Source organism: Edaphobacter sp. (assembly GCF_035532915.1).
Lineage (GTDB): Bacteria > Acidobacteriota > Terriglobia > Terriglobales > Acidobacteriaceae > Edaphobacter.
In genome coordinates this window covers 1-5,914 of record NZ_DATKQC010000233.1, presented here as the reverse complement: position 1 = coordinate 5,914, position 5,914 = coordinate 1, and the positions used below count along the sequence as shown (strand labels likewise).

At 59.4% G+C, this 5,914-nt stretch carries 4 protein-coding genes; 3 read left to right on the top strand and 1 reads right to left on the bottom strand.

All coding sequences use genetic code 11. The annotated features are described in order from the left end of the window. Positions 1 to 698: 698 nt before the first annotated feature. The 3 genes from VMU57_RS11265 to VMU57_RS11255 all read left to right on the top strand — a co-directional run bounded on the left by VMU57_RS11265 (position 699) and on the right by VMU57_RS11255 (position 4,791). Entirely contained in the window at positions 699 to 1,262 is a 564-nt protein-coding gene (locus tag VMU57_RS11265) for a hypothetical protein (RefSeq protein ID WP_325383406.1), read from the top strand. Beyond that, positions 1,259 to 1,960, top strand: coding sequence for a hypothetical protein (locus tag VMU57_RS11260; protein ID WP_325383404.1), 702 nt, complete (start codon positions 1,259 to 1,261; stop codon positions 1,958 to 1,960). Before VMU57_RS11265 ends, VMU57_RS11260 begins: the two co-directional genes overlap by 4 nt. A 404-nt stretch (positions 1,961 to 2,364) precedes the next feature. Beyond that, on the top strand, positions 2,365 to 4,791 hold the full coding sequence (locus VMU57_RS11255) for an ADOP family duplicated permease (protein ID WP_325383402.1): 2,427 nt from the start codon (positions 2,365 to 2,367) through the stop codon (positions 4,789 to 4,791). A 214-nt stretch (positions 4,792 to 5,005) separates the two neighbouring features. Here the strand turns inward: VMU57_RS11255 and VMU57_RS11250 are convergent. After that, positions 5,006 to 5,914: S41 family peptidase (locus VMU57_RS11250; protein ID WP_325383400.1), on the bottom strand; the 909-nt coding region annotated here is incomplete at its 5' end.

The following is a 5,914-nucleotide window of genomic DNA, read 5'->3' as shown; positions in this document are numbered from 1 at the left end:
CGTCCCTGCTCTTCAAGCCAAATTGAAGGACAAACCGCCAACATGCCTCCCTGGTCCGGCCGGTCTGGCGTTGCAAGCGACGAACGAGTTGATCGAGTTTTTGGCCTGAAAGCACTTGGGCCTGGAGTGCCAAAGATCTGGCATCCGGACCCCAGACATAGGACGATCTCAGTCTGGGTTCAGCAGTCATGGGGACACCTCAGCAGTGGGGGATGCGGAGAAAACCCCTATTCAGGTAGAGCTGTTGAGAATCGTGAAGCGAACAGCGAGAGGCGGATTCAGAATCCGCGTTTTCCATTCGCCTTGGATTAAGCTGATTGCGAATTGAGCAGGGAAATCTTTCTCGGCTTGGCCGCGCAGACAGGTTCCAACTCACTCCGCGAGTCATTATTTGAAACTGGCAGCTATCGTCTTACATTTGCCCACGTGCCGCAACGAACTCCGAGATCGATTGATGTTTGAATCGCCGCCTCCTGTTCTGACAGAATCTCGATCACGCTGAACCGCCATTCAACGTCGAAGGATCATCATGTTTGCTGCGGGACGTTCTGACAGGTCTTTCCCTGTACCTACTAAAGGCACTTTCGCAGAAGCTTTGGGGCAAGCTGCGTAACACTTTCGTACCCACGGCTATGTCTGTTTGTGGTCTATACTATAGATAGATTAGTGGTTAACGCCTTCGGGGCAGGCGCTCAAATATGCCACCACATGGTCGCAACTGGCAAGAGCTGACATGGAGTTGGGCATATTCGACCGGGGATCCAGCTTCTGATAAGAGGCTAGAGGCCGCGGCCAAAACTGCCTGGCCCTACGCTATTCTTTGCGCCTGGACATTCCTCAACGATCACGACGCCGCCCACGACCTGATGGATTATGCTGTTCAGAACGCCTCCAGCTACGTTGGTCGTCACCCGGATTGCCCTGACAAAAAGCTGACTTTGCACCTGAAAAGCGTGATTAAACGCCGCTCCCGGCAGCAATCCGCGAAGAGGAGCCGAGAGATTCAATACGGGTCGATGATTGATCTGGAAAAGTTGTATATTGGTCAACCGGAGGCAGAGCAAAGCGTCTACGCGAACGAAATTTTCGGGCGCCTTTCGCCGTTTGCCCAATCTATTGTAGAGTGGCGCTGGCTAGGGTACTCGTGGAGGAAGATCGCTGAACAACTCGGAATGGATCACACCGCTGTACGACGTGCATATTTTGGGGAGATGGAGTCTCTACTCCACGATCTCTCCCGCCCTGGAGATGCCCCACAATGACACTGAGATGGCCCGGATCTTCACATCTGGAAGATGACTTTGAAGCTTGGATTGCGCAGCGCCATCAGGAGCGGGTGCTCGATGGAAGCACGACGCCTGCCGGTCCCTGTCCTGACGAAGCATTTCTCAAGAGCCTTGCCGGGAAATCCAAGCAGATTTCCCTATCGGACCCAAGAGTGGGACATGCGGCTAACTGCCCCATTTGCATGAGGCGGCTGCTTGAGCTGAGGCCGGCATACCAGGCGCGCCAGCGAAAGCTGATGCCCACAGCCGCCGCTGCGTGTTGTTGCCTGATTGTCGTCGCGTTGGTCATGGTGGCGCGCCACAGAGCGAATCCGTCGCACTCAGTTCCTGAAGTGGCGGCTGTTCAAGAGACCGTTGACCTCTGGAAAGCCGGGACGCTTCGCAGTGACCAGCCAAGCCCGTTGCAATCCGTGTCGTTGCCTGCAGCATTGGTGAAGGTGACGATCATTCTTCCCCGCTACAGCGAGCCGGGCCGATACGTGGTCGCTGTCACGCGCGATCAGACGGGCAATGATCTACTGGCTCAAAGCAGCGCTACCGCAGCTGGCAATGGAGACCGGGAAGAAGTCTCCGTTGATCTTGATCTGCGGAAATCGCAACCTGGCTCCTATTTCCTCTCAACGACCCACGAGCAGGATCAGGCGTCGTACTACTACCCTCTCCAAATAAAGTAGTCGGTCGCCATACCTGATCTTGGAAACGTGCGTTGTTCTCATTGGGCGACCCTGCCCACCAGTTCACAAGCGCCAGGAGGTCTCCGATGCCATTCCCACTTCTGAGTCTGCGCCGGAACTGCTCCGGCCGTGCTCCCGTATCACTACAGCAGCCGTATGGAGCGATGCGGCCGAATGTCCGTTCCCGCACATCGCTGTTCGGAAGCGAACGCTGAATCCTTCAACAGAAGCATACAAAATTGGATAAACGGCTCAATTGATTGAAGTTCCATGGTGCGATACTTTGGCATCCTGAATGCCCTTGTGAAGCGAGGAACGCCAGCTTTCTGCAACACCGCTCCAAAGTAGCAATTCGCTCAGGCGTCTGTCGGACATATATCTTGCATGGGAAGGGGTAAGCTTCGATGGGGACATTCGGGCAGAACCTTAAATTTGCCATCCGGCAGTTGCGCCGTAATCCGGGCTTCACTGCGGCTGTTATCGTCACCCTGGCGCTCGCAATTGGGGCAAACACGGCAATCTTTTCCCTCGTCAACGCGCTTATGCTCACCAGCTTGCCTTATCCGCACCCGGAGCGTATGGGGACCATTTTCAGGCGCGTCCAAGGCGTAAGTGCATACGATGGGCCCCACGATATCGACGGGAAGGAATGGGAGCTGCTGCGCGACGATGTGCCCGCACTCGTCTCCGCGATCTCTGGCTCGACCACAGGCGTGAATCTGGAGGCCGGTGCACACGCGGCCTATGTGCACGACGGTCGCATCTCCCAGCATTACCTCGATGTGCTGGGCATCCGAGCCGCTGCCGGTCGCAACTTTACCGCGGCGGAGGACACGCCGCATGGACCCAACGCCGCTATCTTGAGCTACAGCCTGTGGCGCAACGTCTTCGGCGGCGACCGCAGCACTGTGGGACAGGCGATTCAGCTGAAGGGCGAGCCGTACACGGTAATCGGCATCCTGCCTCAGGGCGCAACCACTCCACTAGACGCAGAGGTGTACACGGCTCTCCGACCCAGCACCCAGGGCGAGGGCGGCGGCACCAATTACGACGTCATCACCCGTCTGCGCAACGGAGCCACCTGGCTGCAGGCCGATGCGGAGATCAACCGCGCCTGGGCCAGCGAAGCGACGAGCCTGGCAAGCGAGAATCATGCTGCGCGGGTGTCGTTCTACTCAGTGCCGCTTCAGCAGGGTGAGACGGCCACGCTGCGCCCCAAGGCATTGGCGCTGATGCTTGCCGCGGGATTGATTCTACTTATTGCCTGCGCCAATCTTGCCGGGCTGACGCTGGTGCGCGTGGCCCGGCGCACCTCGGAGATCGCCACGCGCTTGGCCCTCGGCGCTTCGCGCTGGCAGATTGAGCGGCAGCTCTGGGTTGAGAACCTCGTCCTGGCCATGGCTGGCGGGGTCGCGGGCGTAGCGGTGGGCTTTGTGGCGCTACACGGACTGCTTTCGCTGCTGCCCCTGGGATTTTTGCCGGTTGCCGCCGTGCCCATCGACGGGCGGGTGCTGGCCTTCACGCTGGTTGTATCCTTGCTCACCAGCGTTCTGTTCGGAATGCTGCCGGCGCTGGCCACGCGCCGCATCGATCTGCGCTCCTCGATGGCCAGCCGCGGCGTTGGCAGCACGGAGAGTCAGCGGCTGCGGCAAATGCTGATCGCAGGCGAAGTCGCGCTCACAGTCCTTCTGCTGGCGGGGGCGGGGCTGCTCGTCCGCACTCTTGTCCACCTGGAGACGCTGCCGCCGGGATTCAACCCGCACGGTGTGATGACAGCGAAGGCCTCGCTCAACGACGCGCGCTACGACAATCCCCCGGCGTTTCGCAAACTGCTCGACGAGAGCACCGCTGCGATGCGGCGGATTCCCGGCGTCGAGAGCGCCGCGGTCGGACTGACACTTCCCTTTGAACGCACCCTGAACGATGGGGTCACGCTTGCTGACGGCAAGGAGGCCGGCGAACAGGCCGGTACCGATTTTGTTTACGTGACGCCGGGCTACTTTGAGACCCTGCAGATTCCGTTGCTCGCGGGGCGCGGATTTGCTAGCTCGGACGGACCAAATGCGCAGGTTGTCGCCATCGTCAACCACGCCTTTGCGGAGAAGTTCTATCACGGCGCAAATCCCGTCGGCCGCACGCTCAACAAGGGCATCGTGATTGTGGGCATGGTGGGCGATGTTCAGCTTTCGTCCGGCCTTAACCCCATTGCCCCGCTGCAGACCGAAGAGACCATATACGTCCCGGCGGCGCAAATGACGCAGCCTTCCGAACTGGCGATGATCCACACCTGGTTTCAGCCCAGTTGGATCGTGCGCACGGCCGGACCGGTCGAGGGCCTCACGGGCGACATGCAGCGCGCCCTGGCCAGCACCTCTCCCGGCCTGCCGTTCTCCGGCTTCTACAGCATGAGCGATTTGCAGGCAGAAACCCTGGCGACACAGAGAATCGAAGTGGCGCTGCTGGGTGCGATGGCTGGGCTGGCGCTGCTGCTGAGCGCCGTGGGAATCTTCTCGCTGGTGGCGAGCCTGGTAGCGCAGAAGACGCGGGAGATCGGCATCCGCATCGCTCTTGGCTCCCCTGTTCGCCGGGCGATGGTTCACATTGGAGCACCGGGAGTGCGAGCCACGGCATGGGGGCTCATGGTGGGGTTGATTCTCTGTGCGGGAACACTGAGGGTTTTGCGTAGCGTGCTCTATGGAGTGGGTGTCTATGACTGGCCCACCATGCTTGCCGTCCTCCTGGTGCTTGCGGCGGTAGCCCTGATTGCGGCAGCCGTTCCCACCCTGCGCGTGGCAGCGATCTCTCCCGCGCAGACGTTGCGCGACGAGTGAGACAGCGGGGCTGCCGTTATTGATTACTCCGGCGAGGCGGACATTGTTTCATGGTCGCTCCACGGCTATCGCATTTACATCACTTGACGCGAAATCGCTGAGTCACTCCGCGAGGACTTTAGTGGGCAATCGTAGTTGAGAGCAAAGAGTCTTAGGTTCCGGGCGAATAAAGACTGCACCGAGGTTGAGGGTAACTAAGGCGCTGAGAGGATCCTCAACTGACTCGTTCGCTGGGCCGGACGCTGATATGTTCGATGGCAGCTTCAAGCAAGGTGTCCTTTCTTACCCTTGCTGCTTGCCAATCGAATTCGACCCGTTCGTCGGGTTCGATGGGTGTCCCCTCAAGGACCGAACCTTTCCATGTGTAGTACGCCCCGGTTGGCAACGCCAGTCGGAATCCGTGGCCCACCTTTACGGAAGTAGCGGAAAGGAGCTTGCCAGCAGTCTCTTCGCCGACGATCCTGGCCAGATTGTTCTCTCGCGCAAACGCGATGATCATTTCGGCGGCGCTTGCGGTATGGCGGTTCACGAGGAGAATCACTTTTCCGTGGAACCCCTTGCGGCCCAACCCCTCCGTCTCAAGTACGATGGGTGCCTTGGCTAGCATTGCCGGTGCGAACTTCAGCGCAAGCGGCCAGAGCGCCTTCTTGGAACCCGGGATGGCGTGGAATCGCCGAAATCGATGCTTCTCCGAATCCAGATTGAGCGTCACGCGCTTTCTGTCGAGGGCGAACCCCACCGGAATCCTGCCGGGCGTGAGCAGACTCATGACGCGCAGGGCTCCGATCCCTCCTCCAGTGTTCCCGCGGAGGTCGATGATGAGACTGTCCATTTTCCCCAATCTCTCGACGGCGCGCGAGACTTCGTTCGCCACCTCGACTCCGACCATCCCAGGGAACATCGCAATCTTCAGATAGCCCAGTCCGTTTCCCAGATGGCGCGCCTCAACCAGCGTCGGCTCGACAAAATGGAGCTTCTTTCCCTTGGGTCGCGCCACATCGACCGCAACGAGGCGCAGTTGATCGTCTTTGCCGACGATCTCCAGACCAGTTTGCTTGCCCATGGCGAAGACCGGATGCTCCGGCGGGGTGATCTCTCGGCCATCCACGCTAAGAAGAATATC

Coding starts and splice junctions, on each gene's coding strand:
- VMU57_RS11265 (WP_325383406.1), top strand. CDS start 699: ATGCCACCACATGGTCGCAACTGGCAAGAGCTGACATGGAGTTGGGCA.
- VMU57_RS11260 (WP_325383404.1), top strand. CDS start 1,259: ATGACACTGAGATGGCCCGGATCTTCACATCTGGAAGATGACTTTGAA.
- VMU57_RS11255 (WP_325383402.1), top strand. CDS start 2,365: ATGGGGACATTCGGGCAGAACCTTAAATTTGCCATCCGGCAGTTGCGC.